We start from the raw sequence: 25,223 nt of genomic DNA, 5'->3' as shown, positions 1-25,223 counted from the left end.
TACCAACATGGCAAAGATTCAAGCGAAGACCCAGGGTGACGGTCCGGAAGACGGCCTGCGGGAAAAGATGATCGCGGTGAACCGCGTGACCAAGGTGGTGAAGGGCGGCCGGATCCTCGGCTTCGCCGCGCTCACCGTGGTCGGCGACGGCGACGGCCGCGTCGGCATGGGCAAGGGCAAGTCCAAGGAAGTGCCCGCGGCCGTGCAGAAGGCGATGGAAGAAGCCCGCCGCAACATGACCAAGGTGACGCTGAAGAACGGCACGATCCATCACAACGTGTTCGGCCACCACGGTGCCGCCCGCGTGATGATGGCTCCGGCCCCCAAGGGTACCGGCATCATCGCCGGCGGCCCGATGCGCGCCGTGTTCGAAGTGATGGGCATCACCGACATCGTGGCCAAGAGCCACGGTTCGACGAACCCCTACAACATGGTCCGCGCCACCTTCGACGCGCTGAAGAACGCCACGACCCCCGCGGAAGTGGCGGCCAAGCGCGGCAAGTCGGTCGAAGACATCTTCGCCGCCTGAGGAGTCGATTAAATGGCGAACGAACAGAAGAAGACGGTCAAGGTGCAGCTGGTGCGCAGCCCCATCGGCACCAAGGTGGACCACCGTGCCACCGTGCGCGGCCTGGGCCTGCGCAAGCTGAACTCCGTCAGCGAACTCGAGGACACGCCCGCCGTGCGCGGGATGATCAACAAGATCGACTACCTCGTGAAGGTGCTCTGAGATGGAACTCAACACGATCAAGCCCGCTGAGGGCTCGAAGAAGGCGCGTCGTCGCGTCGGCCGCGGCATCGGCTCCGGCCTGGGCAAGACCGCCGGTCGCGGCCACAAGGGCCAGAAGTCCCGCGCGGGCGGCTACCACAAGGTCGGTTTCGAAGGCGGCCAGATGCCGCTGCAGCGCCGCCTGCCGAAGCGTGGCTTCAAGTCGCTGAACCTGAAGTTCAACGACGAAGTGTCGCTGGCGCAGCTGGAGACGCTGGGCGCGGCCGAAGTCGATCTGCTGTCCCTGAAGGCCGCCGGCCTGGTGACCCAGCACGCGAAGACCGTCAAGGTCATCAAGTCGGGCAACCTGACCAGGGCCGTCAAGCTGACGGGCATCGGTGCGACCGCGGGTGCCAAGGCTGCCATCGAGGCGGCCGGCGGCTCCCTGGCCTGAGCACTGGCTGACTGAGAAAGGCTTCCGTGGCAACCAACGCAGCCCAGATCGCGAAGACCGGCAAGTTCGGCGACCTGCGTCGCCGGCTGGTCTTCCTGCTGCTCGCCCTGGTGGTCTACCGCGTCGGCGCGCACATCCCCGTGCCTGGCATCAACCCGGACCAGCTCTCGCAGCTGTTCAAGGGCCAGCAGGGCGGCATCCTGAGCCTGTTCAACATGTTCTCGGGTGGCGCTCTGAGCCGGTTCACGGTGTTCGCGCTGGGCATCATGCCCTACATCTCGGCCTCGATCATCATGCAGCTGCTGACGTACGTCCTGCCGCAGTTCGAGCAGCTGAAGAAGGAGGGCGAGGCCGGCCGACGCAAGATCACCCAGTACACCCGCTACGGGACGCTGGGCCTGGCCATCTTCCAGTCGCTGGGCATCGCCATGGCGCTGGAAGGCTCGGCGGGCCTGGTGCTGAACCCTGGCTTCGGCTTCCGCGTCACCGCGGTGGTGAGCCTGACCTCCGGCACGATGTTCCTGATGTGGCTCGGCGAGCAGATCACCGAGCGCGGCCTCGGCAACGGCATCTCGATCCTGATCTTCGCCGGCATCGCCGCGGGCCTGCCCAACGCGATCGGCGGACTGCTGGAGCTGGTGCGCACCGGCGCGATGGGTCCCCTCGTGGCGATCTTCATCGTGGCGATCGTGATCCTGGTGACCTGGTTCGTCGTGTTCGTCGAACGCGGCCAGCGCAAGATCCTCGTGAACTACGCGCGCCGCCAGGTCGGCAACAAGGTGTATGGCGGCCAGTCGTCGCACCTGCCGCTGAAGCTCAACATGTCCGGCGTGATCCCCCCGATCTTCGCCTCGTCGATCATCCTGCTGCCGGCCACCATCGTCAGCTGGTTCTCGACCGGCGATGGCATGCGGTGGCTGAAGGACATCGCGAGCACGCTCAGCCCCGGGCAGCCGATCTATGTCATGCTCTATGCCGCGGCGATCGTCTTCTTCTGCTTCTTCTACACGGCGCTGGTGTTCAACAGCCGTGAGACGGCGGACAACCTGAAGAAGAGCGGCGCCTTCGTCCCGGGCATCCGTCCGGGCGAGCAGACGGCCAAGTACATCGACAAGATCCTGGCGCGCCTGACGCTGGCCGGCGCGGTCTACATCACGTTCGTGTGCCTGCTGCCGGAGTTCCTGATCCTGAAGTACAACGTGCCGTTCTACTTCGGCGGGACTTCGCTGCTGATCATCGTGGTCGTGACGATGGACTTCATGGCGCAGGTTCAGAACTACCTCATGAGTCAGCAGTACGAATCGCTGCTGAAGAAGGCGAACTTCAAGACGTCGCTCGGTGGCTGAACGTGTCCAAGGACGATGTGATCCAGATGCAGGGCGAGGTGATGGAAAACCTTCCCAATGCAACCTTCCGGGTCAAGCTGGAAAACGGGCACGTCGTGCTCGGACACATTTCGGGAAAGATGCGGATGCACTACATCCGCATCCTGCCGGGTGACAGGGTCACCGTGGAATTGACGCCCTACGACTTGTCGCGGGCACGCATTGTGTTCCGCAGCAAGTAGGCGGACAGGAATTAGGAGAGATAGAACATGAGAGTTTCGGCTTCCGTCAAGAAGATCTGCCGCAACTGCAAGATCATCCGCCGCAAGGGCGTGGTCCGCGTGATCTGCACCGATCCGCGCCACAAGCAGCGCCAGGGCTGATAGAGATTTAGAGGAACGACATGGCACGTATTGCTGGCATCAACATTCCGCCGCATCAGCACACCGAGATCGGCCTGACGGCCATCTTCGGCATCGGGCGCACCCGCGCGCGCAAGATCTGCGAAGCCTGCGGCATCGCCTACTCCAAGAAGGTGAAGGACCTGACCGACACCGACATGGAGAAGATCCGCGACCAGATCGCCCAGTTCACCATCGAGGGTGACCTGCGCCGCGAGACCACGATGAACATCAAGCGGCTGATGGACATCGGCTGCTACCGTGGCTTCCGTCACCGCCGCGGCCTGCCCATGCGCGGCCAGCGCACCCGCACCAACGCCCGTACCCGCAAGGGTCCGCGCAAGGCTGCCCAGGCGCTGAAGAAATAAATCCGGGAAAGAGATAGAACATGGCCAAGGCTCCCTCCAGCAACGCCGCGCAGCGTGTGCGCAAGAAGGTCCGCAAGAACGTGAGCGACGGCGTCTGCCACGTGCACGCGTCCTTCAACAACACGATCATCACGATCACCGATCGCCAGGGCAACGCGCTGTCCTGGGCTTCTTCCGGTGGCCAGGGCTTCAAGGGTTCGCGCAAGTCGACCCCGTTCGCCGCCCAGGTCGCCTCGGAAGTCGCCGGCCGCGCCGCGATGGAGCAGGGGATCAAGAACCTGGACGTCGAGATCCGCGGCCCCGGCCCGGGCCGCGAGTCCTCCGTGCGTGCGCTCGCCGCGCTGGGCATCCGCATCACGTCGATCAGCGACGTGACGCCGGTCCCGCACAACGGCTGCCGCCCGCAGAAGCGTCGCCGGATCTAAGTTTTTTCGTCGAAGCCCACCGCTGGCGGCATACCGGCCGCCAGCTCCCGCGCCATCAGGGCGCGGTAGTCATTTGAAGGAAAGTAAAAGTGGCACGTTATCTCGGCCCCAAGGCCAAGCTCTCCCGCCGTGAAGGCACCGACCTGTTCCTGAAGAGCGCCCGCCGCGCCATCAGCGACAAGGCGAAGTTCGACTCCAAGCCCGGCCAGCACGGCCGCACCTCCGGCCAGCGCACCAGCGACTTCGGCCTGCAGCTGCGCGAGAAGCAGAAGGTCAAGCGCATGTACGGCGTGCTGGAGCGCCAGTTCCGCCGTTACTTCGAGGAAGCCGACCGCCGCAAGGGCAACACCGGCGCCAACCTGCTGTTCCTGCTGGAGTCCCGCCTGGACAACGTGGTGTACCGCATGGGCTTCGGCTCCACGCGCGCGGAAGCCCGCCAGCTGGTGAGCCACAAGGCGATCACGGTGAACGGCCAGGCGATCAACATCCCGTCCTACCAGGTCAAGCCCGGTGACGTGGTGGCGGTGCGCGAGAAGTCGAAGAAGCAGAACCGCGTCGTCGAGGCCCTGCAGCTGGCCACGCAGGTCGGCATCCCGGCCTGGATCGAAGTGAACGTGGACAAGGCCGAGGGCACCTTCAAGAAGGTCCCGGACCGCGACGAATTCGGCGCCGACATCAACGAGTCGCTGATCGTCGAACTCTACTCCCGCTAAGCGGACACCACGGGGCTGCAGGCGCAGCCCCGTGCCAAGAAGTTTTTGTAGCCCTGGCCGGGCACGGCGATGGGGCCCCAGCCTTACCGGTGTAACGAGCCGGGGGTATTGAGAGGAAAGTCCTGCATGCAAACCAACCTGCTGAAACCCAAGTCCATCAACGTGGAACAGCTTGGCATCAACCGCGCCAAGGTGACCCTGGAGCCGTTCGAGCGTGGCTACGGCCACACGCTGGGCAACGCGCTGCGCCGGGTCCTGCTCTCGTCGATGGTGGGGTATGCGGCGACCGAGGTGACCATCGCCGGCGTCCTGCACGAGTACTCGTCGATCGACGGCGTGCAAGAAGACGTGGTGGGCATCCTGCTGAACCTCAAGGGCGTGGTGTTCAAGCTCCACAACCGCGACGAGGTCACCCTGTCCCTGCGCAAGGACGGCGAAGGCGTCGTCACCGCGGCCGACATCCAGACCCCGCATGACGTCGAGATCATCAATCCCGACCACGTGATCGCCACGCTGTCCCAGGGCGGCAAGATCGACATGCAGATCAAGGTGGAGAAGGGCCGCGGCTACGTCCCCGGCAACGTGCGCCGCTACGGCGACGAGCCCACCAAGTCGATCGGCCGCATCGTGCTGGACGCGTCGTTCTCGCCCGTCAAGCGCGTGAGCTACACGGTCGAAAGCGCCCGCGTGGAGCAGCGCACCGACCTCGACAAGCTGGTGATGGAGATCGAGACCAACGGCGCGATCACCGCGGAGGACGCCGTGCGCGCTTCCGCGAAGATCCTGGTGGAACAGCTGGCCGTCTTCGCCCAGCTGGAAGGCAGCGAACTGGCCGCCTTCGACCAGCCGGTGCAGCGCAGCTCGCAGCAGTTCGACCCGATCCTGCTGCGTCCTGTCGATGAACTCGAACTCACGGTTCGTTCCGCGAACTGCCTGAAGGCCGAGAACATCTACTACATCGGCGACCTGATCCAGCGCACCGAGAACGAGCTGCTGAAGACCCCCAACCTGGGTCGCAAGTCGCTCAACGAGATCAAGGAAGTCCTGGCTTCCCGCGGTCTCACCCTGGGCATGAAGCTCGAGTCCTGGCCGCCCGCCGGCCTCGACAAGCGCTGAGGAAAAGCCGGACAGCCGGACGCAGAGGACGCAAAGGGTACGCAGAGGACGCGAAAAAAACCTTCTGAAGGTTTCTTCGTTTCTTTTGCGTCCTCTGCGTATCTTTCGCGTCCTCTGCGTCCGGAAGTTTGTTTTGAAGTTGGTGTCCCCCCAGTACCTGATCCGGCTGGGGCACTCATAAGGAAAGGAAACACACCATGCGTCACGGCCACGGCCTCCGCAAACTGAATCGCACCAGCGAGCACCGCCTCGCGATGCTGCGCAACATGATGAACTCGCTGATCGAGCACGAGGTGATCAAGACCACCGTGCCGAAGGCGAAGGAACTGCGCCGCGTCGTCGAACCGATGCTCACGCTGGGCAAGGAACCCACCCTCGCCAACAAGCGCCTGGCCTTCGACCGCCTGCGCAACCGCGACAACGTCGCCAAGCTGTTCAACGAGCTGGGCCCGCGCTACAAGACCCGTCCGGGCGGCTACACCCGCATCCTGAAGATGGGCTTCCGCGTCGGCGACAACGCGCCGATGGCGCTGGTCGAACTGGTGGACCGCCCCGAGCCGACCGAAGCGCCGGCCGGCGAGCAGGGCGCCGCGCAGTAAGCTGCCCCGCTGCTTTTTCGAAACGCCCACTTCGGTGGGCGTTTTGCTTTCCGGGCCGTCCGTCCACATATGAGGGCTTCCTGTCACTCCGTTCGTAGTGCGGCATGCCATCGGTTAAAGTCCAATTTCGTACAACGGATGAGTGATTCGGCCCCGGCCGAAGGGCGAAGGACAGATTGCAGGTGACGAGTTCGACGGGGGAGCGGGTGCCGCGGGATCTGCCGCGCGCGGCAGGCCAGGGAGAGTGCGAGCACTGCGCAACGCGCTCCGTGTGCTTGCTGGCCCCCCTGGAAGTGCCCCAGTTGCGGCAGTTGCAGCCGGCGATCCGCCAACGCAGCTTCCGCAAGGGCGAGGTGCTGGTGGAGGAGCATTCCCGCGCGGACACGGTCCATGTGGTGAAGGTCGGCCTCGTCTTCGGCGTCCGCCGCGGACTCGACGGCGAGATCCGCCCCGTCGGCCTGTGGGGCCGCGGCACCACCTTCGGGTTGGCCTCCTACTACGGCGAACCGAGCCAGTTGTCGGGCGTCGGCGCGACGGCCGGCCGGTCCTGCGCCATCGACATCGCCGGCCTCATGGAGGAGGCGCGCCGCAACCCCGCGCTCGCCGCCCGCATGCAATCGACGATGGCCCGCGCCTTCGGCAACATCGCGGCCTGGTCGGAAGCGCTGCGCCTGCCGGGTGTGGCCCGGCAGCTCGCGTACGCGATGCTGCTGCTGTCCCGCGGCCAGCACAGCCTCTCGGTCGAACTGCCGGACCAGAAGTCGCTCGCGGCGCTGCTGGGCACGAGCCGCGAGAGCATCGCGCGCGCGATGGCCCAGCTCGAACAGGACGGGATCGTGCAGCGGCGCGGACGTCGCCTGTGCGAAGTGGTGCGCGAGCGCGCGCTGGCGCTGCTCGCCACCCAGGCGCCCGCGCCGGGGCGGCCGGGCGCGGAGGCCGAGGCCCTTCCGCGGCCCGATGCCCTTTGCGATTGACCCAGGACCTTCTCCGGGGAAAGGCACCAAAAGTGCGCTATACTCTCCCTCTCTGACGCGCGGTGGAGCAGCCTGGTAGCTCGTTGGGCTCATAACCCAAAGGTCGCAAGTTCAAATCTTGCCCGCGCAACCACATTGCCAGCAAAGGGCCGACGGTACTTCCGCCGGCCCTTTTGCTTTTTGGGTCTCCGGAGCTTCCTCTCGGCCAGCCCTCGTGGACACATTCTGCTGAAGAGTTACACCAGCTGATCCGGTGTCTCATCCATGCAGGGCTACCCTTGAACTTCTCCCCGACCCAAGGGGAGCGAGCCCCCCAATGAGTGATTTCCAACTCGTCGGCCTGCTGTTGACCATCCTGGCCGGCCTCGCATACATCAACCAGCGCGTGGTGAAGCTGCCCGACACGATCGGCATCACCGCCATCGGCATGGTCCTGAGCATCGCGCTCATGATCGTCGGCGAGCTGCGGGTCACGCCCCTGCTCGGCAAGGCGCAGTCGTTCGTGGCCGAGTTCGACTTCTCCGACCTTGTCTTCAATGGCTTCCTCGGCCTGCTGCTGTTCGCCGGCGCCCTTCACGTGAACGTGCGCACGATTCGCAGGCACCGCTGGACCGTCGGCATGCTGGCCAGCGTCGGCGTGCTGCTGTCCACCGCGATCGCCGGCACCCTCCTGTACGGCCTGGTCGTGCTGGCGGGCATCGAGCTGAGCCTGTGGTGGTGCCTCGCCTTCGGCGCGCTGATCTCGCCCACCGACCCGGTGGCGGTCCTGTCGATGCTGCGCGGCTCGCCCCTGCCGAAGTCGATGGAGGACAAGATCACCGGGGAAGCTCTCTTCAACGACGGCGTGGCGGTCGTCCTCTTCATCACCCTCGTGGGCCTGGCCAGCGGCACGATCGAGGATCCTTCCTTCTCCCGCATTGCCAGCCTTCTGGTGCGCGAGGTCGTCGGGGCCGTCGCGGTCGGTGGTGCGCTGGGGCTGGGCGCCGCGTGGCTGCTGTCCCGCGTGGACAGCCACGCCGTGGAGATCCTCATCACGCTGGCGCTGGCCACGGCCGGCTACGCGACGGCCGATGCACTGGGCGCCTCCAGCCCGCTGGCGGTGGTGATCATGGGCCTCATCGTCGGCTCCGACGGCTTCCAGCCGGACGCGTCCACCAGGGGCCGGCGGCGGCTGTTCGAGTTCTGGAGCCTGCTCGACGAGCTGCTGAATCTGCTGCTGTTCGGCCTCATCGGCCTGCTGGTCCTGTCGCTGGAGTTCAATGCGGCCTACCTCGCCATCGGGGTGGCGACGGTGGTCATCGTCCTGTTCGCGCGCTTCGTGAGCGTGGGCCTGCCGCTGGGCGCCGTGCGCCAGCGGACGCCAAGCCCGTCCAGGTGGGTCTGCGCCAAGATCCTCACGTGGTCCGGCCTGCGCGGCGGCGTGTCGATCGCCCTGGCGCTGGCGCTTCCGGGCTTCGCCGGTCGCGACCTGGTCCAGACCGTCACCTACGTGGTGGTCGCGTTCAGCCTGCTGGTGCAGGCCACGACGATCAGGCACTTCGTGGGGCGCTGGCTTTCGAATTCCCGGCCCGTCGGTTCGCCGCGGCAGATGGGCGCGGACGCCAGTCCCCGCTGAGGAGTTGCCCCTTGGAGCAATTCCGGCCGGTCCGCGCCTCGGTCTATAAGTCGAGGAGCCCGTTCCGACAGAGGCGCCTCCATGAAAGACCTGATTCAGACCCTGGGCGAGAACCTCGAAGCCCAGCGCGCGGCCGCCCGGGAACGGGCGCGTCGCCTTTCGCGGTCCTACCGGTGCCGCTGCGGCAACCAGGTCTTCTTCGACAACACGCTGTGCCTGAAGTGCGACTCGACGCTCGGCTATCTCCCCGATGAGGGCCGCGTGGCGGTCATGGAGCCCGGGCCGCGCGAAGGCACCTGCAAGACGCCGGGTCGCGTCGACCTGCTGAAGTTCTGCGCCAACCGGGACTCGCCCGCCGCGTGCAACTGGATGCTGTACGCGGACAACCCGCACCCGTTCTGCATCGCCTGTCGACTGAACCGCACGATCCCCGACCTGGACGACGAGGACAACGGCCGCTACTGGATCCGGATCGAGGCTGCCAAGCGTCGGCTGGTCTCGCAGTTGCTGCAGCTCGGGCTGCCGGTGCGCTCGAAGATCCACGACGACCCCGAGGGCGGGCTGATGTTCGACTTCCTGCGCTCGCCCAGGGAGGGGCCGCAGGTGATGACCGGCCACGCCGACGGTCTCATCACCCTCAACGTGGAAGAAGCGGACGACGCCAGGCGCGAGGCCATCCGCCACGCGATGCGCGAACCGTATCGCACGCTCCTGGGCCACTTCCGGCACGAGGTGGGCCACTACTACTGGGACCGGCTGGTCCGGGACGGCCGGTGGCTGCAACCGTTCCGCGACCTGTTCGGCGACGAGCGCGCCGACTATGCGCAAGCCCTGAAGCGCAACTACGAGCAGGGGCCGCCGGCCAACTGGGCGGCCACCTTCATCAGTGCCTACGCCACCGTGCACCCGTGGGAAGACTGGGCCGAGACCTGGGCGCACTACCTCCACGTGGTGGACAGCCTGACCACCGCGATGGGCTTCGGGCTCGACGCCGACGACATCCAGGGCTACGTCATCCCGTTCGAAAGGGACGCCCTGTACGCCCCGGACGACCCCAATGCAGCGCGCTTCCTGGAACTGCTCAATGGCTGGATGGAGATCGCCATGGTGATGAACGAGATGGCCCGCAGCATGGGGCAGCCGGACTTCTACCCGTTCGTGATCTCCCGGCCCGCCGTTGCCAAGCTGCAGTTCGTGCAGATGGTGGTGTTCGAAGCGCGCTCCAGCGCCGAGGCCTGAACCGCCGTACGCTCGGGGCTCCCGTCCCAAGGAGACCCCCCCGATGGCCGATCTCGGCGCCTTCCCCATCACCCGCAAATGGCCCGCGAAGCACCCGGACCGCATTCAGCTCTATTCGCTTCCGACCCCCAACGGCGTCAAGGCTTCGATCATGCTGGAGGAGACGGGGCTGCCCTACGAGCCGCACCGGGTCGCGTTCGAACGCAACGAGCAGCTCTCGGGCGAGTTCCTCTCGCTCAACCCGAACAACAAGATACCCGCGATCATCGATCCGCAGGGGCCCGGGGGAAAGCCGTTGCCGCTGTTCGAGTCCGGCGCCATCCTGCTCTATCTCGCCGAAAAGAGCGGCCAGCTGATCCCCCGCGATCCGGCGAAGCGCTGGGAGGCAATCCAGTGGCTCATGTTCCAGATGGGCGGGGTCGGGCCCATGTTCGGCCAGCTGGGGTTCTTCCACAAATTCGCGGGCAAGGACTATGAAGACAAGCGCCCGCGGGACCGCTACGTGGCCGAATCGAAGCGGCTGCTGGCCGTCCTGGATCGGCAACTCCAGGGCCGGGCCTGGATGTTGGGCGAAGACTTCAGCATTGCGGACATCGCGATCTTCCCTTGGGTGCGCAACCTGGTCGGTTTCTACGGGGCGGCGGAGCTCGTGCAATTCGCGCATTATTCCGAGGTGAGCCGGGTGCTGGCCGCGTTCGTGGCACGGCCGGCGGTCGCCCGCGGGCTCGAGATCCCGAAGAGCGAAGGCTGAGGGATCAGCGTCCCAACTAAACACGCTTTCCCCAAAATGGAGGCTGCGACGGGATCAAGGGCTCGTTGCAGGAGGCGGTTGTCTCTCCCCCGCTGACTCTGCAGGACGACCGACAGCGGAACGAGGGCCGACCTGGTCGCACTGAGCAAGCAATAAGTCACGGAGGCAGGAGGGGGAAGCGGCGCCCATGGGCGCCGCTTCTTTTTTTCAGGGGCGCGGCGCGTCGCGCAGCAGCGACGCCAGCCACTGCACCTGCTGCGGCTTGCACACCGTCTCGAGGTCGTACTTCGCCCGCGCCTCGCGCACCGCCGTTGCCGCCAGCGGGTCGTACGCTCCCGGATCCTGCAGCACGTCACTGACCGTGCGTGCCAGCCCCGCGACGTCGAAGAAGTCGAACAGCAGCCCGTTGTGGCCGGGCGTGATCACCTCGCGCACCGGCGGCGTGGCCGAGCCGACCACGCGGCAGCCGCAGGCGAGCGCCTCGATGCAGCTCCAGGACAGCACGAAAGGGTAGGTCAGGTAGGCGTGGCAGGTGGAGACCTGCAGCAGCCGCAGGTAATCCGCGTAGGCGACGCAGCCGACGAAATGGATGCGGTCCGCGGGAAGCCGCGAGCCCACTTCCTGCAGCATGGCCTCGCGCCAGTTGCGGTGCGAGCGCGGCGGCGTGCCGTAGGACACGGAGTCGTCGCCCACGATCACGCAGCGCGTGCGCGGGTTGCGCGCCAGGATCTCGGGCAGCGCGCGCATGAAGACGTGGAAACCGCGATAGGGCTCGAGGTTGCGGTTCACGAAAGTCAGCACGCTGTCGTTGCGCCCCACCTGCAGGCCGGAGCGTCCCAGGCGGACGAAGGCGCTCGGCTCGGGGCGCACCACGCGCGTGTCGACGCCGTCGAAGATCACGGTCGTCTTGGCCTGGAATTCACGCGGCAGGCAGGAGCGTTGCCAGTGCGTGGGGCACAGGATCGCGTCGGCCGCCTGGTACGCATGGAGCAGGGCGGTGTTGCGCATGCGCAGGCGCATGCGGCTGTCCACGGTGGCCCGCGAGAACTCCGGGTCGAAGCCGAAGTCGGCGCCGTCGGCTTGGTAGTAGAACTCGCCGTAGGCCACGAGCACGGCGTCGGGCCACACGTCCTTGCAGAACAGGCTCTCGCCCCAGCCCGGGTGGGCGACGATCAGCGAGGGCTGGAAACCCTCCGCCGCCAGTTTGCGCATGGCGGCGGCGCAGGCCAGCGCGCGACGCGTCTTCACCTCCATGTCGGCGCCGATGTCTTCGCGCGGCAGCAGCGTCTCGGGCCGGACTTCGTAGCGCCGCACGTCCACGCCCCCGGGCACGGCCCGCTGCTCGATCGCGAGCGCCTTCACCTCGCAGCCGAGGCGCACCAGTTCCTGGGCGAGGTGCACGAACTGGCCGGGGAAGTTCTGGTGGATGAAGAGGATGCGCTGGCGCGCGAGGGGATGCGGCTGCCCTGGCGTGGCGGAGGTCATGGAGCGAGTGTGCCGCAGAGCGGGGAGCGCTCCGGGGGCCGGGGCGTGGGCGGGCCTAAACGGCAGGCGACTTCCGTGGATATAACGCAGACCATGACCGCCACACCCTCCTCTTCCGCCGCCATCCGCCTGGAGCGCCTGGCCGGGTACCTGGCGCAGGACCCGTCCAATCCGGCCCTGCTGGCCGAGGCCTGCGAAGCCGCGATCGGCTGCGGCGAGCACGCGCGGGCCGAGGGCTACATCGCCCGCGCCGAGCGGCTGGACCTCGATGCCGCGCCGTGGCTGTTCCGCCGCGCGCGCATCGCGATCGCGCGACGGGAGTTGCGGCAGGCGGCCGAACTGCTGGAGCGCGTGCGCGCGCTCGCCGGGGAGCATCCCGTGCCGGCTCATGATCTCGCCCATGTCCGCCTGCTGCAGGGCGAGTTCGAAGCCTGCCGCGCGCTGGTGCAGCCCTGGCTGGATGCCGCGCCGGGCGCGCAGGCGCCGGCGGAGCAAGTGCAGGCCCTGCAGCTGCTCTGGCTGCGCGCGATGCACCGGCTGCAGTCGCTGGACGAGGCCATGGCGTGGGCGATGGCGCAGGAGGCGGCGGGGACCTTGCAGCCCGCCGCGCGCGGCGCCGCGAGCCTGATCGCGGTGGACCTGGAAGACTTCGCCGCTGCCCGCCGGCTGGCCGATGCGGCCCTGGCGGCCGAACCCGGGCAGCTCGAGGCGCAAGTAGCCCGTGGCTCGGTCGCCCTTGCCGAAGGGGACCCGGCGCTCGCCTCGCAACTGCTGCAGGGCGCGCTGGAGCGCAACCCGGAGGACGGCCGCATCTGGTCCGGCCTGGGCCTGGCCAGCCTGCAGGCACAAGACTTCCCGCTGGCCGAGTCCCGGCTGGAACGCGCGACGCGCAGCATGCCGGATCACGTCGGCACCTGGCATGCCCTGGGGTGGGCGCGGCTGCTGCAGGGCAAGCGGGTCGAAGCGCTGCAGGCTTTCCGGCAGGCGCTGGCGATCGACCGCAACTTCGCCGAGACGCACGGCGCGCTGGGGCTCGTCCTGGGGCTCATGGGCGAAGCGGCGGAGGCCCTGCATCACCTGGACACGGCCGACCGCCTCGATCCGGCGAATGTCACCGGCCGCTATGCGCGCGCCCTGCTGGCGGGCCAGGCCGGCGAGCGCGCCGCGCTGGAGCGGCTGGCGCGGCGCCTGCTGGACCGGCCCGGCTTCTTTGGCGGCAAGTTGAGCGACACCGTACTGGGGCGCGCGAAGCGGCCCGATCCGGGGGCGAGCTGAGAGCGGGAGGCTGGCCTGGAAGGCCGTTGCGGATCAACGGCCTGGCGGAAGATGGCGCGGCTGGCGGGGATCGAACCCACGACCCTTGGCTTCGGAGGCCAATACTCTATCCACTGAGCTACAGCCGCGCGAGGACGCCCATTGTACGGGCAGTGCCGGGCATGCCGGCGCGAAGGGGCGAATGCGGGGCTTGCGTCAGCCCTGTCCGAGCCCGATCGGCGCGGGGGCGTGCTGCACGATATGGTCGAACAGCTCCGCGTACATGGCGTCCTGCCTGCCCCCCGCGAGCGGATCGCGCGCGGCCTCGAAGGCGGCGTTGAGCTCCGCGTGGTCCTGCGGGCTCAAGCGCGTGGCGGCGAGGGGCAGCAGGTGCATTTCCTCCGTGTGCATGTGCTGCAGGTACTTGTGAACGTAGTCCTGCAACCCGGCGACGAAGGCCGTCCGGCGCGATTCGCCCAGGAACTCCCAGGCCGCCAGCATCTGCTGGAGCTCGCGCACCCGGCGCTCGCCGACCGCGTGGTCCTCCTCCAGCCGCTCGAGGATCGGCTGCACCTCGGGCGCCGCGCGCCACAGCATCGGGAACAGGAGCCTGGATTCGTTCGGGTGGTGCCGGCGCTCGGGGAATTCGTCCATGTAGAACAACATGGCGCGCACCGACTCGAAGAAGCGGACGCGCTGCTCGCCTGGACCCTTGTCCACCAGCAGGCGCAGGGAGCGAAGCAGCGCCGACACTGCGGCGTGTTCCTCGCGGATGATGCTCAGGGCGGATGAACCGGACATGCAATCAGACCTCCACTTCGAAGCTTCGGGGAGATCGGGCCGGGGTGCGATGATGCAAGTCAACTAGGCGCCGTGACGAACATCGCACGCGGCTGCGCGTCGTGAAGCATGCCACAGGGGAAGGCGCCTCCAGCCCCGCCGATATAATCGCGGGTTCATCAAAGAACGCCGCCAAACGAGAGACACATGAGCGACAGCCCGATGGAAGCCCATACCGGTCATACCGGCCCGATCAAGACGCCGAAGCAACTGCTGGTCACGGTGCTGTTCGCGTTCATCGTCCCGGTGTTCATCATCATCGCGCTGGTGGCCTACGTCGTGGCCGACAACAAGCCGGCCGGCAGCAAGGACATCGAGAAGTACGCCCTCGGCGGCGTGACCGCGCAGGACATCGAGCGCGGCGTGGCCGAGCGCATCCGCAAGGTCGGCACGGTGGAGATCCGCGACGCCAACCGGCCGCTGCGCAGCGGCGAGGACGTGTTCAAGGGCCAGTGCACGGCTTGCCACAGCACCGGCGCCGCCGGCGCGCCGAAGTTCGGTGACGCCGCCGCCTGGGCCAACCGCATCAAGAACGGCTTCGAGGCGCTGGTCGCCTCCGCGGTGAAGGGCAAGGGCGCCATGCCGCCCCAGGCCGGCGGCGAGTACAACGAGGTGGAAGTCTCCCGCGCGGTCGCCTACATGGCCAACGCCGGCGGTGCCAAGTTCGCCGAGCCGGCCGCGCCTGCCGCACCTGCGGCCGGCGCCGCGCCCGCACCTGCCGCCGCTGCGCCCGCTGCCCCGGCTGCGCCCGCCGCAGCCGCGGCTCCGGCCGCAGCCCCCGCGGCTGCCGCCACGGCCACGGCCGCTGCGCCGGCCGCCGCTGCCGCTCCGGCTGCCGCTGCCGCCCCGGCTGCCGCTGCCGGCGGCAACGGCAAGACGGTCTACGATTCCACCTGCGTCGCCTGCCACGGCGCCGGCGTCGCCGGCGCGCCGAAGTTCGGCGACAAGGCCGCCTGGGCTCCGCGCCTCGCGCAGGGCGTGCCCGCGCTGGTGAACAGCGCCCTCAAGGGCAAGGGTGCGATGCCCCCGAAGGGCGGCAGCCCGGCGCCCGACGCCGACATCAAGGCCGCCGTGGAATACATGGCGAACGCCGCGAAGTAAGCGGCGCGCATTCCCCGCACGGAAGCCGGCCTCGCGCCGGCTTCGTCGTTTCAGGGCGTCGCGCGCGCCCTCTGCGCCGGGCTGGGGACGTAGCCGAAGCGCCCGGGCAGGTCGGCGGCGCGCACTTCCAGCGGAACCCATCGGCCGGCCTCCACTGCCTCGGAGGCGCGCACGATGTCCTGCGTGTGCACGAGGCCGAAGCCGCGGTCGCATTCCAGGTACAGGCGGCCCTCCTCGTCGACGAGGCTGGACTTCACCTGCGCCGGCAGGCCCGTATGGGTGCTCACCGCATCGGCGTCCGCCACGCGCCAGATCCAGGGCGTGGCCTGCAGTTCGACGTACACGCGCTGCGGGCCGTTCTGGAAGAACCACTGGCCCTGCGCGTCACGGTCGTAGTTGCGGTGGATGAACTCGATCAGCTTCTCGTGCCGCAGCAGCGAGCCCTTGGCCTGCGGGAAGGCGCCCGCGGCCTGCACGCTGTCGTCGCGCATGTACCAGTTGCCGCGGTCGTCCAGGCCGAGCCAGCCGTAGCAATGCGGCACGTTGGGCCACTTGGCCATGGCCTGGCGCACGATGTCGTCCATGGGCCATTATCTGGCGCCGGGGCTAGCGCAGGAAGGCGTCGTAACCGGTCTTCAGGATCAGCGCGCTGACGACCAGGATGAACATGATCCGCACGAAGGAGGCCCCGTGCTTGAGCGCGAGGTGCGTGCCCAGCAGGCTGCCAATGATGTTGGCCGCGGCCAGCGCCAGGGCGTAGTTCCACCACACGTGGCCCTTCAGCGCGAACAGGATCAGCGCGGCGAGGTTGGTGGCCGTGTTCAGCAGCTTGGCCGCGGCCGAAGCGTTCAGGAAGTCGTAGCCGAGCACCCGCACGAACAGGAAGACGAAGAAGCTGCCGGTGCCGGGGCCGAAGAAACCGTCGTAGAAGCCGAGGGCAAGGCCGATGGCGCAGGCGGCCAGCGTCTGCGCGCGGCCGGTGAGCCGCGGCAGGTGCTCGCGCCCGAGGTCCTTGCGCACCAGCGTGTACAGCAGCACCCCGAGCAGGATCAGGGGCAGCAGCTTGCGCAGGAAATCCGGCGGCACCACGGTGACCGCCCACGCGCCCGCGAAACCGCCGCAGAAGCCCGCGCCGGCGGCGGGCAGGAGGGAGTGCACGTCGGCCTGGACGCGGCGGCTGTACTGCACCGCCGCGATGCCTGTTCCCCAGATGGAGGCGCTCTTGTTGGTGCCGAACAGGGTGGCGGGGTGCACGCCGGGAAAGACGGCGAACAGGGCCGGCACCAGGATGAGTCCGCCGCCGCCCACCACCGCGTCGATGAACCCGGCCAGCACCGAGGCCAGCGACACGAGCAGCAATTCCATGGCGCGCGATTGTGGCAGCCGGGCGGCTGCGGCCCTTGCGAATGGCTGAGCCCAAAAAAGAAGGCGCCGCATCAGCGGCGCCTGCGAGTCGGCGGCCCTTCGTGGGGCCCCGGCAATGTATTGGTGTTCTGGGGGGTTGTCTCCTCGGTCCCTCGTCCTGCTGCGCCCTCTGGGGGTGCAGCGCGAGTGCCGGGACTGTAACGTGTTGCACAACCGCAGTGCATCCGGGATTTCCCGGCTGGACCATGGATGTGTGGGGCAAATGACACACACCGAACTGCTTTCCGTCCTTCGGACGAGGAAAGCCAGGCCCGGGGAAAGCTAAGCTCATCAGTTCCAAACCAAGAAGCCAGAGGAGTTTCCCTTGTCCCGATCGAAGATTGTGCGCAGCGCCGCCCCGCAGGCCGCGCTGGTGGCCCTGCTCTCCCTGCTCACCGCCTGCGGCGGGGGTGGCGGCGGTGCCGCGGATCCCACTCCCGGGCCCGTGGGCCCGGTCGCGGTGCAGCTCGTGGTCACGCCGTCCAACCAGCAAGCGGTCGCGGCCGAAGCCGTCCAGATCGCGGGCGAGGGCACGTCCGTCGCCGACCTCGGGGGGTCCCTGGTCACGGGCGCGCAAGTCAGCGGCGGCGCCGCCCTGCCCGGGCCCGTGGCCATCGCAGGCGTAGCGCGCAAGATGCTGGCGATGGCCCCGCGCACGCCCGCCCTGGCGACGGGTGTCACCCAGACGGAAACCGTCGCCTGCTCCGGCGGCGGCACGGTCACGGTGACCGCCAGCGGTTCCGGCAGCGCCAACGCGGTGCCGGGCGATGCCCTGAGCCTGAGCGCCAGCGGCTGCGTGGAGGACTTCGGCGGCGGCAACGCCCGCCTGAATGGCCACCTGACGCTGACCATCACGGCAGGCAGCTTCGATTCCGTCTCCTCCACTTACCCGAAGGACGTCACCCTGCGGATGCAGGCCAGCAGCCTGTCGCTCGCCAACGTGCTCCTGGATGGCGCGCTCGACCTGCATCTGGTGCAGAGCGACAGCGTCAGGGCGGCGGTGACCATGACCTCCCCCTCGTTCTCCTGGAAGGTCACGGCCGTTTCGACGCCCAGGACGCTGACCCTGAAGAACTATTCGCACCGCGTGGAGACCTTCTCGTTCGACGGGGCCAGGATCCAGATCTCCGCCACGGTGGAAAGCGACAACCCGAGCCTCGGCACGGCGCTGACGACCTATGACATCGGCACGCCGGAAGCGGTGGTGGTCAACCCGTTCGCGAACGGCATGCTCCTGAGCGGCAGCATGAAGGTGACCGGAAAGGGCTCCGCCCTGCTGATGACCGTGACGGGCAACGACACCCTGCAGCTCCAGGTGGACACGAACGGAGACGGGACCTACGACACGTCCCGCAGCCTGTCGCGCCTCCAGCTCTGAAGTGAGGAGGGGAGGCTGGGGCCGGCCAGGCCTGGTCCTGGGGCTGGCGTGTTGCGCGGCCGGCGCGGGGGCGCAACACGCCGCCGGGGCGACGGGTGAGGTTGCCGCCGGCGTGGTCCACCGCCGGCTGGTGGAACGCGCCGACGACGGCCGCCGCCTCGTCACCGAGAGCGGCGAGTTGCTGCGGCTGCAGGCGCAAGGCGAGCTGGAGCTGGCGCGCGGCGGCGCGCTGCGTGCCAGCGCGGGCATCGCCGCGGGAGGGCTCGACTATCGCGGCCAGACCCAGGCCGGCGTGCCGCTGGACACGGACTCCGGCCACCGCGACCTGGAATTCGGTTTCGCCTGGCGGCCGCTCGCGCCTGCCCCATGGGGCGAAGGCTGGCTCGGTCTGCACGGCCTGCAGCAGCGGCGCCAGATCGCCTCCACGCCGTCGGCGCAGGGCTTGCGCGAAACCTCCAGCCTGCTGCTGGCCGGGGTGCGGTGGAGCCATGTCTTCGACGGGGCTGGCTGGCGGTGGCAACCCTCAGCCGAATTCAGGGGCAGCGTGCGGCACCGGCTGGAGGTGGACTTCCACGGTGTCTTCGACACGGCGGACCTGAAGGGCGGGGGCCGGCGCGAACTGCTGCTGGGGCTCGACGCTTCGCCGGCCGGATCGCCCTGGCACTTCGGCTTCGCCTGGACGCGCGCGCGCCAGTCCGCAAGCCCGGTGCAGCCGCTGCTGCGCGCCGGTGCCCCGGCCGGCACCGTGCGGCAGCCGCGCATCGAAATCGACGATGTCATGCTGCGCGCGGGGTTGAGCTTCTAGGCTGGCCGCCTCTCTCTGATGAGAGGGGCGACCATGATGTCTAGTGCCGCGCGTCCTGCCGCACCCACTCCGCGGCCTTCTCCGCCATCATCAGGATCGGTGAGTTGGTGTTGCCGCTGGTGATGGTCGGCATCGCGCCGCCGTCCACCACGCGCAGGCCGGCGATGCCGCGCACGCGCATGCGCCCATCGAGCACCGCCATCGGGTCGTCGTCGGGGCCCATGGCGGTCGTGCCCACCGGATGGAAGATCGTGGTGGCGATGTCGCCGGCCAGCCGCGCCAGGTCCTCGTCGCTCTGGTACTGCTCGCCGGGCTTCCACTCCTGCGGCTTGAATGCGGCCAGCGCCGGCTGCGAGGCGATGCGGCGCGTGACGCGCAGCGAATCGGCCGCGACCTTGCGGTCGTGTTCCGTGCTCAGGTAGTTCGGCGCGATCGCCGGCGCGTCCTCGAAGCGAGGGCTGCGGATGCGCACGAAGCCGCGGCTCGTCGGGTTGAGGTTGCAGACACTCGCCGTGAAGGCATTGAAGCCGTGCAAGGGCTCGCCGAAGGCATCGAGGCTCAGGGGCTGCACGTGGTATTCGATGTTCGGGTACGGCTGTTCGGGCGAGCTGCGCGTGAAGGCGCCCAGCTGCGAGGGCGCCATGCTCATGGGCCCGCTGCGCTTGAGCGCGTACTCCATGCCGATCTTCAGCTTGCCCCACCAGCTGTTCGCCAGCGTGTTGAGCGTGGCGACGCCGTCCACCTTGTAGACCGCGCGGATCTGCAGGTGGTCCTGCAGGTTCTCGCCCACGCCGGGCAGGTCCTGCACCACGGGAATGCCGTGCTCGCGCAGCAGCGCCGCCGGCCCGATGCCGGAGAGCTGCAGGATCTGCGGCGAACCGATGCTGCCCGCGCACAGCAGCACTTCCTGCGCGGCTTGCGCCGACTCCATGCCCTCGCCGGTCCAGACCTCGGCGCCGGTGCAGCGTTTCGTCCCGTCCGGGAGGGTCTCGAAGAGCAGGCGCTTGACCTGCGCCTTGGTCCACAGCTCGAAGTTCGGGCGGCCGTAGCAGGCGGGGCGCAGGAAGGCCTTGGCGGTGTTCCAGCGCCAGCCGTTCTTCTGGTTCACCTGGAAGTAGCCGACACCTTCGTTGTTGCCGCGGTTGAAGTCCTCGCTGTGCGGGATGCCGGCCTGCTGCGCCGCCTTGGCGAAGGCGTCCAGCACATCCCAGCGCAGGCGCTGCTTCTCCACCCGCCACTCGCCGCCGCTGCCGTGCATGGCGTCGGGACCCTTGTAGTAGTCCTCGTGCTGCTTGAAGTGGGGCAGGCAGTGCTCCCAGGACCAGTTCTGGTCGCCGAGGCGCTGGGCCCAGCCATCGTAGTCGCGCGCCTGGCCGCGCATGTAGATCATGCCGTTGATGCTGGAGCAGCCGCCCAGCGTCTTGCCGCGCGGATAGCGCAGCTTGCGGCCGTTGAGGCCGGCATCGGGCTCGGTGTAGTACAGCCAGTCGGTGCGCGCGTTGCCGATGCAATAGAGGTAGCCGACCGGGATGTGGATCCAGTGGTAGTCGTCGCGCGGCCCCGCCTCGATCAGCAGCACGCGCTTCGCCGGATCGGCGCTGAGCCGGTTGGCGAGCAGGCAGCCCGCGGTCCCCGCGCCGATGATGATGTAGTCGAAGCTGGTGTCGCTCAAGGTCTCCTCCCCGGCCCCGGCAGCCGCAAAACCAGACAGCCGAACGCAGAGGGCGCAAAGGTACGCAGAAGACGCAGAGAATACCTTTAAAGGATTCCTGTCCTTTCTGCGCCCTTTGCGTACCTTTGCGTCCTCTGCGTTCGGTCTTGGGTTTTCCTCGCCTGCCCTCTACTTGGCAGTCGGCATCACGAACTCCGCGCCCTTCGAGATGCTCTCCGGCCAGCGCTGCATGATCGACTTCTGCTTGGTGTAGAAGCGCACGCCTTCCTCGCCGTAGGCGTGCATGTCGCCGAACAGGCTCTTCTTCCAGCCGCCGAAACCGTGCCACGCCATCGGCACCGGGATCGGCACGTTGATGCCCACCATGCCCACCTGCACCCGGCGCGAGAACTCGCGCGCCACGTTGCCGTCGCGGGTGAAGCAGGACACGCCGTTGCCGTACTCGTGGGAGTTGACCAGGTCGGTGGCTTCCTTCAGGTCCTTCACGCGCACGCAACCGAGCACCGGGCCGAAGATCTCCTCCTTGTAGATCTTCATGTCCGGCTTGACGCCGTCGAACAGGGTGCCGCCCAGCCAGAAGCCGTTGTCGCAGCCGGCGCCGGCCATGGCGCCCTGGAACTTGCGGCCGTCCACCACGAGCTTCGCCCCCTCGGTTTCGCCCTGCGCGATGTAGCCGGCGATCCGCTGGTGCGCCACCGAGGTGACGATGGGGCCCATCTCGGCATCGAGCTCCACGCCGTTCTTCACCTTCAGCTGCCGGGTGCGCTCGGCCAGCTTCTCCATGATCCGGTCGGCGGCCTCGCCGACCAGGATGCCGACGGAGATGGCCATGCAGCGCTCGCCGGCCGAACCGAAGGCCGAGCCGATCAGGGCATCGACCGCCTGGTCCATGTCGGCGTCGGGCATCACCACCATGTGGTTCTTGGCGCCGCCGAGGGCCTGCACGCGCTTGCCGTGCCTGGCGCCGGTTTCGTAGATCTTCTGCGCGATCGTCGTGGAGCCGACGAAGGAGACCGCCTTCACGTCGGGGTGCTCCAGCAGCGCGTCGACGGCGTCCTTGTCGCCCTGGACCACGTTGAACACGCCATCGGGCAGGCCGGCTTCCTTGAGCAGTTCGGCCATCCGGATCGAGGGCGTCGGGTCGAGCGGGCTCGGCTTCAGGATGAAGGCGTTGCCGGCGGCGATGGCCACCGGGAACATCCACATCGGCACCATCACCGGGAAGTTGAAGGGCGTGATGCCGGCCACCACGCCCAGCGGCTGGCGCATCGTCCAGTTGTCGATGCCGGTGGAGACCTGGTCGGTGTAGTCGCCCTTGAGCAGCTGCGGGATGCCGCAGGCGAACTCCACGATCTCGATGCCGCGCGTGACCTCGCCCTGGGCGTCGGTGAATACCTTGCCGTGTTCGGCCGTGATCATGCGGGCCAGCTCGTCGCGGTGCCGGTTCAGCAATTCGAGGAACTTGAACATGACGCGGGCGCGCCGGATCGGGGGCGTGTCGGCCCAGGCCGGGAAGGCGGCCTGGGCCGCGGCCACGGCCTGCGCCACTTCGGTGGCGTTGGCCAGCGCGACCTGGCCGCTGGCCTGGCCGGTGGCGGGGTTGAACACGTCGGCGCGGCGGCCGCTCTGGCCGGCTGCCAGCTTGCCGCCGATCCAGTGTTCGATCGAGGCCTGCGTGGCGGCGGGACGGTTCTTGTCGGGTGCGTTCATGGCGGGGTTCCCAATGCGGTGGAGGGCCAGTCTAGGCCCGCGGGGAGCGTTTGCAAAGGCGCGGACGCCGATCAGATTGTTTGGGAAAATGAACAATGTGAGCGCAAGCAGCCCGCATCCCTCCTTCGCCGACCTGCACCTGCTGACGGTGCTGGCCGAGACGCGCAGCTACACCCAGGCGGCGCGCCGGCTCGGCATCTCCAAGGCCTCCGTCAGCGCCCGCATCGCGGAGCTGGAACGCGTCGCGGGCGTGCCGCTGGTGCGCCGGACCACGCGCTCGGTCGGCCTCACGCAGGCGGGGCAGCAACTCGCCGACGAGACCCGCGGCGCCTTCGAGCGCATCACCCACAGCTTCGAAGGCATCCGCGACCTGGCCGGCTCCCCGCGCGGGCTGCTGCGCGTGAGCGCCCCGGTCGCGCTCGGTCGCCAGTACGTGGCGCCCACCCTGGCGGGCTTCCTGCGGCAGTATCCGGAGATCCGCCTCGACCTGGACCTCAGCGACCGCTTCGTGAACCTGGCGCAGGAGGGCTTCGACCTGGCGATCCGCCACGCGCAGGCGCCGCCGGACACGCACGTGGCCTGGCAGCTCTGCGCCTCGCGTTCGTTGCTGGTCGCCAGCGCCGATTACTTGCGTGAGCATGGCACGCCGCGCCATCCTTCCGAGCTGGCGCAGCACGCCTGCCTGGCCTACCTGCGCCAGGGCGGCAGCCAGAGCTGGTCATTCGAACGCGGCGCCGGCCGCAAGGCGGAGCGCGTCGTGGTGGCGGTGGAGGGGCCCTTGCGCGCCAACAACAGCGAGGTGCTGCGCGAAGCGGTGCTGGGGGGCATCGGGATCGGGCTGCTGCCGGATTTCAGCGCGGCGGCGCACCTGGGGCCTCGCGAGCTGGTGCAGCTGCTGCCCGAGTGGCGGCCGCTGGGCTTCTTCGGCGATGCGGTGTACGCGATCCGGCCGTGGTCGGCGCGGGTGCCGCGGGCGGTGCAGTGCTTCGTGGATCACTTGCGCGCGTCGTTCGCGCGCGGATTCGTGGCGGAGTCGTAGCCTGCGGGGACTTGCACGGGCAGGGTGAGCAGCACCTGCGCCATGCCCTTGCCCAGCGGGTCGTTGCGCAGCGACGCCATCCCGCCGCCGTCGAGCGCCTGCGTGCAGACGAAGTTCATCGCGTGCAGGCCCGGGAGGTCGAAGCGGCGCACCTCGCCGGCGACCAGGTGCGACAGCCACGCTTTCACCCGGTCCGCGGTCAGTTGCGCCCGCAGCCAGGGCAGCCACTCGGGCCGCCGGGCGATCACGCCGATGTTGGACTGGTCGCCCTTGTCGCCGCTGCGCGCCCAGGCGAGGCGCAGCAGCGGAACCTCGATCCAGGGCCCGGGCGGCAGGGCCGCCGCGACGGCAGGCGTGTCCTCGGGCGCGGGCACCGGAGGCTGGCCGGTCGGGATGTCGACCGCCAGCTGCCGGCCCTCGAGGTGCACGCACGGCGCGAGCCGCGCCTTGTCGACGAGGAACGCGTACTGCCGGATGCAGGGCGCGGGGCCCGGCCGCCCGCCCGCCCCGGTCGTGCCCGGCGACCAGCTCGTTCCGGCGGGCGCGATCTCGCGCGCGAACAGCTCCAGCGCCTCCTTGCGCGGGTGCATCGCGGACACCTGCAGCACCGCCTCGCGCACGTCGGCCGCCCGCGCATGGGGGCCGAAGTTCGCGCGCTCCGAGCCCAGCACCTCGATGCGGGTGCGCGTCCAGCCGCCCCAGCCGCGCGCGGCGAGCAGCTCGCCGGTGCGCTCCAGGATGGCCTCCCCGGTGCGCTGCGCCTTGCGCGCGGCGTCGGTGCCGACGATCGTCAGCTGCCCGGTGCAGCGCCAGCCGTCCGGGTAGGTGGCGGACACCTTGTACTGCGGTCCGGGCGCGCAGCCCCGCGCGCCGCTCACCCGCACGCGATGCTCGCCCGCCGCCTCCAGCCGCACCTGCGAGAAGTCGCAGCTCACGTCCGGCAGCAGGTAGCGTCGCGGATCGCCGATCTCGTACAGGACCTGTTCGGCCACCACCGCGGGATTCACCAGCCCGCCCGTCCCCGGCGGCTTGGTCACGACGAATCCGCCGTCGGCGTGGCACTCGACGACGGGGTAGCCGATGTGCGCCCAGTCCGGCACGGCGTCCCAGTCCGTGTGCAGGCCGCCGGTGGCCTGGCAGCCGCACTCGATCACGTGGCCGGCCAGGCTGCCCTGGGCCAGCCTCGGCCAGTCGTCGGCCGCCCAGTCGAAGGCATGCATCAGCGCGCCCAGGGTCACGGCGCTGTCCACGCAGCGGCCGGTGATCACCACCTGCGCGCCGGCATCCAGCGCGGCGCGGATCGGCAGTGCGCCGAGGTACGCATTGGCGGTGAGCAGCTTCGCCGGCAGCGGCGCACCGGTCTGAAGTTCGCGCACACCTTCGTCGCGCAGGGCCGGCAGCAGCGGGAGCACGTCGTCTCCAGTCACCACCGCGACCCGGACGTCCAGGCCCTGTTCGATGGCGAGGGCCCGCAGCGCCTCCGCGCAGGCCTGCGGGTTCACGCCGCCGGCATTGCTGATCACGCGGATGCCGCGACGCAGCACGTCACCCAGGAGGTCCTTGAGGGTCACCTGCACGAAGTCGGTGGCATAGCCCAGCCCGGGATCCTTGCCCCGCGCCGCCGCCAGGATGGACATGGTCAGCTCGGCCAGGTAGTCGAACACCAGGAAGTCGATCCCGCCGCGCGCCACCAGCTGCGGTGCGCCGACGCTGCTGTCCCCCCAGAAGCCGGAAGCACCCCCGATGCGCACGACGTCCTTGGCCATGGCAGTCTCCTTCCGCCAACGTTATACCGCCCGGGGTCCGGCAGCCCCCACAGGCGAAGGCTCTGCCGTTACGATGGACA

The 25,223-nt window shown here is 68.8% G+C and carries 27 protein-coding genes and 2 tRNA genes; 21 read left to right on the top strand and 8 right to left on the bottom strand.

Annotated elements, in window-relative coordinates; translation table 11 throughout:
• Positions 1 to 7: 7 nt before the first annotated feature.
• From rpsE to JJ685_RS13170, 16 genes are all read left to right on the top strand, one after another.
• Positions 8 to 529 carry a 30S ribosomal protein S5 gene (gene rpsE / locus JJ685_RS13245; protein WP_201674682.1) on the top strand — a complete coding sequence of 174 codons (522 nt, stop codon included), beginning with the start codon at positions 8 to 10 and terminating at the stop codon, positions 527 to 529.
• 12 nt (positions 530 to 541) lie between these two features.
• Complete coding sequence (gene rpmD, locus JJ685_RS13240; RefSeq protein ID WP_201674681.1) at positions 542 to 730, top strand: 50S ribosomal protein L30; 189 nt, start codon at positions 542 to 544, stop codon at positions 728 to 730.
• A 1-nt stretch (position 731) separates the two neighbouring features.
• A complete protein-coding gene (gene rplO / locus JJ685_RS13235) occupies positions 732 to 1,163 on the top strand; it encodes a 50S ribosomal protein L15 (protein ID WP_201674680.1) in 432 nt (143 codons plus the stop codon).
• 26 nt (positions 1,164 to 1,189) lie between these two features.
• The gene (gene secY, locus JJ685_RS13230; RefSeq protein ID WP_201674679.1) at positions 1,190 to 2,509 is read left to right on the top strand and encodes a preprotein translocase subunit SecY; all 1,320 of its coding nucleotides are present in this window, start codon (positions 1,190 to 1,192) and stop codon (positions 2,507 to 2,509) included.
• Positions 2,510 to 2,511: 2 nt separating this feature from the next.
• A complete protein-coding gene (gene infA, locus JJ685_RS13225) occupies positions 2,512 to 2,730 on the top strand; it encodes a translation initiation factor IF-1 (protein WP_201674678.1) in 219 nt (72 codons plus the stop codon).
• A gap of 27 nt (positions 2,731 to 2,757) precedes the next feature.
• Positions 2,758 to 2,871 (top strand): 50S ribosomal protein L36, encoded by a 114-nt coding sequence (gene rpmJ, locus JJ685_RS13220; protein ID WP_011481465.1) that lies wholly within the window; start codon positions 2,758 to 2,760, stop codon positions 2,869 to 2,871.
• Between the two features lie 20 nt (positions 2,872 to 2,891).
• Complete coding sequence (gene rpsM, locus JJ685_RS13215; RefSeq protein WP_201674677.1) at positions 2,892 to 3,257, top strand: 30S ribosomal protein S13; 366 nt, start codon at positions 2,892 to 2,894, stop codon at positions 3,255 to 3,257.
• A 20-nt stretch (positions 3,258 to 3,277) separates the two neighbouring features.
• On the top strand, positions 3,278 to 3,682 hold the full coding sequence (gene rpsK / locus JJ685_RS13210; RefSeq protein ID WP_201674676.1) for a 30S ribosomal protein S11: 405 nt from the start codon (positions 3,278 to 3,280) through the stop codon (positions 3,680 to 3,682).
• Positions 3,683 to 3,771: 89 nt separating this feature from the next.
• Entirely contained in the window at positions 3,772 to 4,395 is a 624-nt protein-coding gene (gene rpsD, locus JJ685_RS13205; RefSeq protein WP_201674675.1) for a 30S ribosomal protein S4, read from the top strand.
• Between the two features lie 126 nt (positions 4,396 to 4,521).
• Positions 4,522 to 5,511 (top strand): DNA-directed RNA polymerase subunit alpha, encoded by a 990-nt coding sequence (locus JJ685_RS13200; RefSeq protein WP_201674674.1) that lies wholly within the window; start codon positions 4,522 to 4,524, stop codon positions 5,509 to 5,511.
• A 197-nt stretch (positions 5,512 to 5,708) separates the two neighbouring features.
• The gene (gene rplQ / locus JJ685_RS13195; protein WP_201674673.1) at positions 5,709 to 6,110 is read left to right on the top strand and encodes a 50S ribosomal protein L17; all 402 of its coding nucleotides are present in this window, start codon (positions 5,709 to 5,711) and stop codon (positions 6,108 to 6,110) included.
• A 275-nt stretch (positions 6,111 to 6,385) separates the two neighbouring features.
• Complete coding sequence (locus tag JJ685_RS13190; RefSeq protein WP_201674672.1) at positions 6,386 to 7,084, top strand: Crp/Fnr family transcriptional regulator; 699 nt, start codon at positions 6,386 to 6,388, stop codon at positions 7,082 to 7,084.
• A gap of 56 nt (positions 7,085 to 7,140) precedes the next feature.
• Positions 7,141 to 7,217, top strand: a tRNA-Met gene (locus JJ685_RS13185).
• Positions 7,218 to 7,400: 183 nt separating this feature from the next.
• On the top strand, positions 7,401 to 8,699 hold the full coding sequence (locus JJ685_RS13180; protein ID WP_201674671.1) for a cation:proton antiporter: 1,299 nt from the start codon (positions 7,401 to 7,403) through the stop codon (positions 8,697 to 8,699).
• An 81-nt stretch (positions 8,700 to 8,780) separates the two neighbouring features.
• Positions 8,781 to 9,938, top strand: a complete 1,158-nt coding sequence (locus JJ685_RS13175) for a zinc-binding metallopeptidase family protein (protein WP_201674670.1) — start codon at positions 8,781 to 8,783, stop codon at positions 9,936 to 9,938.
• A gap of 43 nt (positions 9,939 to 9,981) precedes the next feature.
• Positions 9,982 to 10,689 carry a glutathione S-transferase N-terminal domain-containing protein gene (locus JJ685_RS13170; protein ID WP_201674669.1) on the top strand — a complete coding sequence of 236 codons (708 nt, stop codon included), beginning with the start codon at positions 9,982 to 9,984 and terminating at the stop codon, positions 10,687 to 10,689.
• A 207-nt stretch (positions 10,690 to 10,896) separates the two neighbouring features.
• On the opposite strand, the gene JJ685_RS13165 is transcribed toward JJ685_RS13170, so the two are convergent.
• Positions 10,897 to 12,174 carry a glycosyltransferase gene (locus JJ685_RS13165; protein WP_201674668.1) on the bottom strand — a complete coding sequence of 426 codons (1,278 nt, stop codon included), beginning with the start codon at positions 12,172 to 12,174 and terminating at the stop codon, positions 10,897 to 10,899.
• Positions 12,175 to 12,267: 93 nt separating this feature from the next.
• Between JJ685_RS13165 and JJ685_RS13160 the strand changes: the two genes are divergently transcribed.
• Positions 12,268 to 13,449: a tetratricopeptide repeat protein gene (locus JJ685_RS13160; protein WP_201674667.1), complete on the top strand. Its 1,182-nt coding sequence runs from the start codon at positions 12,268 to 12,270 to the stop codon at positions 13,447 to 13,449.
• Between the two features lie 52 nt (positions 13,450 to 13,501).
• Here JJ685_RS13160 and JJ685_RS13155 read toward each other — a convergent pair.
• Both JJ685_RS13155 and JJ685_RS13150 read right to left on the bottom strand, forming a co-directional pair.
• Positions 13,502 to 13,577: transfer RNA gene (locus JJ685_RS13155), tRNA-Arg, on the bottom strand.
• Positions 13,578 to 13,644: 67 nt separating this feature from the next.
• Complete coding sequence (locus JJ685_RS13150; protein WP_201674666.1) at positions 13,645 to 14,229, bottom strand: hemerythrin domain-containing protein; 585 nt, start codon at positions 14,227 to 14,229, stop codon at positions 13,645 to 13,647.
• A 186-nt stretch (positions 14,230 to 14,415) separates the two neighbouring features.
• Here JJ685_RS13150 and JJ685_RS13145 point away from each other — a divergent pair, with 186 nt between their 5' ends.
• Entirely contained in the window at positions 14,416 to 15,369 is a 954-nt protein-coding gene (locus tag JJ685_RS13145) for a c-type cytochrome (protein ID WP_201674665.1), read from the top strand.
• Between the two features lie 50 nt (positions 15,370 to 15,419).
• Here JJ685_RS13145 and JJ685_RS13140 read toward each other — a convergent pair whose 3' ends face one another.
• Together JJ685_RS13140 and JJ685_RS13135 are read right to left on the bottom strand one after the other, a co-directional pair.
• Complete coding sequence (locus JJ685_RS13140; RefSeq protein WP_201674664.1) at positions 15,420 to 15,953, bottom strand: DUF2946 family protein; 534 nt, start codon at positions 15,951 to 15,953, stop codon at positions 15,420 to 15,422.
• A 22-nt stretch (positions 15,954 to 15,975) separates the two neighbouring features.
• A complete protein-coding gene (locus JJ685_RS13135) occupies positions 15,976 to 16,734 on the bottom strand; it encodes a TSUP family transporter (protein WP_201674663.1) in 759 nt (252 codons plus the stop codon).
• Between the two features lie 364 nt (positions 16,735 to 17,098).
• Between JJ685_RS13135 and JJ685_RS13130 the strand changes: the two genes are divergently transcribed.
• Both JJ685_RS13130 and JJ685_RS13125 read left to right on the top strand, forming a co-directional pair.
• A complete protein-coding gene (locus tag JJ685_RS13130) occupies positions 17,099 to 18,151 on the top strand; it encodes a hypothetical protein (RefSeq protein ID WP_201674662.1) in 1,053 nt (350 codons plus the stop codon).
• Between the two features lie 112 nt (positions 18,152 to 18,263).
• Entirely contained in the window at positions 18,264 to 18,956 is a 693-nt protein-coding gene (locus tag JJ685_RS13125) for a hypothetical protein (protein ID WP_201674661.1), read from the top strand.
• A 40-nt stretch (positions 18,957 to 18,996) separates the two neighbouring features.
• On the opposite strand, the gene JJ685_RS13120 is transcribed toward JJ685_RS13125, so the two are convergent.
• The gene (locus JJ685_RS13120; protein ID WP_201674660.1) at positions 18,997 to 20,628 is read right to left on the bottom strand and encodes a GMC family oxidoreductase; all 1,632 of its coding nucleotides are present in this window, start codon (positions 20,626 to 20,628) and stop codon (positions 18,997 to 18,999) included.
• A 168-nt stretch (positions 20,629 to 20,796) separates the two neighbouring features.
• Complete coding sequence (locus JJ685_RS13115) at positions 20,797 to 22,338, bottom strand: CoA-acylating methylmalonate-semialdehyde dehydrogenase (protein ID WP_201674659.1); 1,542 nt, start codon at positions 22,336 to 22,338, stop codon at positions 20,797 to 20,799.
• Positions 22,339 to 22,426: 88 nt separating this feature from the next.
• Here JJ685_RS13115 and JJ685_RS13110 point away from each other — a divergent pair, with 88 nt between their 5' ends.
• Complete coding sequence (locus JJ685_RS13110; protein ID WP_201674658.1) at positions 22,427 to 23,377, top strand: LysR family transcriptional regulator; 951 nt, start codon at positions 22,427 to 22,429, stop codon at positions 23,375 to 23,377.
• Here the strand turns inward: JJ685_RS13110 and JJ685_RS13105 are convergent.
• Positions 23,332 to 25,143: an acyclic terpene utilization AtuA family protein gene (locus JJ685_RS13105; RefSeq protein ID WP_201674657.1), complete on the bottom strand. Its 1,812-nt coding sequence runs from the start codon at positions 25,141 to 25,143 to the stop codon at positions 23,332 to 23,334. The two genes, JJ685_RS13110 and JJ685_RS13105, sit on opposite strands and share 46 nt — an antisense overlap.
• Positions 25,144 to 25,223 lie beyond the last annotated feature (80 nt).

Origin of the sequence: Ramlibacter monticola, assembly GCF_016722785.1 — a bacterium.
In the GTDB taxonomy this organism is placed as follows: domain Bacteria; phylum Pseudomonadota; class Gammaproteobacteria; order Burkholderiales; family Burkholderiaceae_C; genus Ramlibacter; species Ramlibacter monticola.
The sequence above is the reverse complement of the archived record's forward strand: the minus strand, read 5'-3'. Positions and strand labels throughout refer to the sequence as shown.